This window comes from Planktosalinus sp. (assembly GCF_059864935.1).
The window spans coordinates 1-3,181 of sequence record NZ_JCBCCK010000395.1 but is presented as its reverse complement, the minus strand read 5'-3'; the positions used below and the strand labels follow the sequence as shown (position 1 = coordinate 3,181).

2 protein-coding genes are annotated in these 3,181 nt (G+C 38.7%); both read right to left on the bottom strand.

Annotated elements, in window-relative coordinates; all coding sequences use genetic code 11:
* Positions 1 to 2,167, bottom strand: a 2,167-nt coding sequence (locus tag AC6F75_RS12210; protein WP_500715314.1) for a BspA family leucine-rich repeat surface protein, incomplete at its 3' end; no start/stop codon positions are given.
* A 124-nt stretch (positions 2,168 to 2,291) separates the two neighbouring features.
* Positions 2,292 to 3,181 (bottom strand): DUF7619 domain-containing protein (locus AC6F75_RS12205; RefSeq protein ID WP_500715313.1); only part of this gene is annotated, 890 nt, incomplete at its 5' end.

Genomic DNA, 3,181 nt, shown 5'->3' with positions numbered 1-3,181 from the left:
CCTCGCCTTGCAACACTTGCTTGTCATTGGGGTCGTATGAGTTAACTACAACTTGTGCTAAATTATATGTATTGTCATTGGGTGTATGGTCATTGGCTACCGGTGTTACCGTGGCTGTAAAGTTCAAAATATCACCACCATTAACCGTAGGTGGTTGAAAGGTAAGCATGGTGATGTCTATCTCAACGGTTTGGAACGGCTGCATAGTTCCAATAGAGAAAGTCAGGGAATTGGCTGTCGTTGTTGTCGGTGCCGGATTGGCACTTACTAACTGCTGCATTGTATCGTCAAAGTCTAAAACTGCATTAACATTTGTGAGGGTTTCGGTCCCAACATTTCGCACCACCAATCGATAGTCTGCATTAAACCCGGGGCGGGCTTCGCTGGTGGGCAATAATGTGATGTTTAAATCTTCTATGATTTGGTTGGCAGTTACGCAAAAATCCACAATTTCAGTTGGAGAAGTTGTAAATGTAACCGGAACACTTGTAGGGTTTACTGTAAAATAACTCGGCTGATTTACTACAGAAACCGTAAAATTAGCACCATAAACCCCTAAATTATAATTTCCATTGCTGGAAAAGGCAATCCAGTCGTTTGTACCATCATTGGCATTAATCATCAATCCATTAGTGCCCATATCATTGGGGTCACAACCGTTGTTGTTATGGTCATACACTATTTCTCCGGTAATCATATTGCAATTTGCATATAAAATATCACCATTTATAGTCCACCCCAATTGATTGATCAAATGATCCCGGGCCCCGGAATTACAATACTCCAGAGTATCAGCTCCAAGTGTTCCACCATTAATATTTAAAGTTGCTAAGTGATTTAAAAACATATCATAATTAGGTCTATCCATACCTGAATTTGAGAGGAAAAAATCCAATGCTCCTGTATTAACCTGCCAGTTTGATATATCCTGATTGAAAGAAGTAGCATCTCTAAACATACTTCTCATATCTGTCACATTAGAAACATTCCAAGTATTAAGAGGCTGATTATATAAATCTGCGCCATAAAACATCAACCACATGCTTGTCACATTTGAAACATCCCAATTATTAAGGGGCTGGTTAAATAAATCTGCAGAAAAAAACATATTTCTCATATTTGTCACATTCGAAACATTCCAACTATTTAAGGGTTGATTAAAAGAAGTTGCTCCCCAAAACATCCCAATCATATCTGTCACATTAGAAACATTCCAGTTATCAAGGGGTTGATTAAAGGAGTTTGCATCACTAAACATAAAGCCCATATTTGTCACATTAGAAACATTCCAGTTAATTAGGGGTTGGTTGAATGAGTTTGCATCACTAAACATCGAGCTCATATCTGTCACATTAGAAACATTCCAGTTATTCAGGGATTGGTTGAATGAGTTTGCAGATAGAAACATCCCACTCATATCTGTCACATTAGAAACATCCCAGGTATTAAGGGGTTGATTAAATGAATTTGCTTCGGCAAACATTTGTAGCATATCTGTCACATTGGAAACATCCCAGTTGTTAAGTTGTTGATTAAATGAGATTGAATATAAAAACATAAGCTTCATATTAGTTACATTAGAGACATCCCAGTTATCAAGAGGCTGGTTATATGAGTTTGCATATTGAAACATCCGATTCATATCTGTCACATTCGAAACATTCCAACTATTTAAAGGTTGATTAAAAGATTGGGTACCCCAAAACATCCCACTCATATCTGTCACATTAGATACATCCCAGGTATTAAGAGGTTGATTAAAGGAACCTGCGCCGGCAAACATTTGTAGCATATCTGTCACATTAGATACATCCCAGTTATTTAAAGGTTGATTAAAGGAAGTAGCATTTAAAAACATAAGGCTCATATCTGTCACACTGCTCACGTCCCAACTGCTAATATCACCATTAAATAAAGTTGCCCCAGAAAACAAATTACTCATATCTGTAATGCCGCTGGTGCAGGTGGTTGCTGCATTTGCAGGTGTTATTTGTGCTTTTGTCCTTTTGGTATAGGTTACTCCATTAACAACACCTGTGTCGCCTACTGCTGCATTTGGACACATACACGTCACGCCGTTGGGTGCTAAGTAAAAGTTTTGAGCGTTCACTACAGGACTAATTGCAAAGAATGCAATCGCTATTAATGTCGGGTAAATTATTTTCATGAGTAAATCTGATTTAAGAGCGTAAGATAATAATAAAATGCTATTCTGTTAAAAAAATGTGAAAATCACTTAACTTGTAATAATGGAAAAGGTATTTAAGTATGGTGATATTTAAAATTGCCTATCAATTCTTAATCAACTGCCAATTGATGGTACCTTGATTTGTGGTAATCTTCAGCAAATACATTCCGGATCTTAAATTTTCCACATCAAGTGTTGTTTCCTTTCCCTGAAACTTTTGAACCTCTTTCCCATGCAAATCATAAACACGCACTTCCTGCAATTCAATACCGTCAGTAAGGTGAATATTTAGCGTTTTGTTGGTGGGGTTGGGATACAGCACAATTTGGTTTAGTGGGTTGGGTACATCAGCTATGCTTAGTGGTTCCACAACTGTGGTATGCACCATATTGGTGATAATGGGTGCATTAAAGTCAAAATAAATAGCGGCATCGCCTGAAATCACATCGCCCACTTGTACATTGCTTTTGGGTTTGATTTTATAGGCCACAAAACCGTGGCTTTCCGGTTCATTGGATAGGCTGTCCGGAAGATGGATATTGTCAAACATAAACTCCACACGATTGCCGTCTGTTATGTTTACATAATAGTCATGACTGGCACTTATGGGTATCAGCGTACTCCAGTCCAGTTTGGGATGCAGCGTGTCAAGGATGCGTACATTGATGGCACTAGCAGTTCCGGTGTTTTGGAACCGAATCAGGTAGTCTAAATACTTACCAATATCGTCTATATGCAACTCTTCGCCCTGTAAGACCTGCTTATCGTTGGGGTCAAATGAGTTAACCACTACTTGTGCTAAATTATAAGTATTGTCATTGGGCGTAAAATCATTGGCTACCGGTGTTATCGTGGCTGTAAAGTTCAAAATATCACCACCATTAACCGTAGGTGGTTGAAAGGTAAGCATGGTGATGTCTATCTCAACGGTTTGGAACGGCTGCATGCTACCAATAGGGAAAATTAAGGTATTGGCTGTCGTTGTACCGGGAG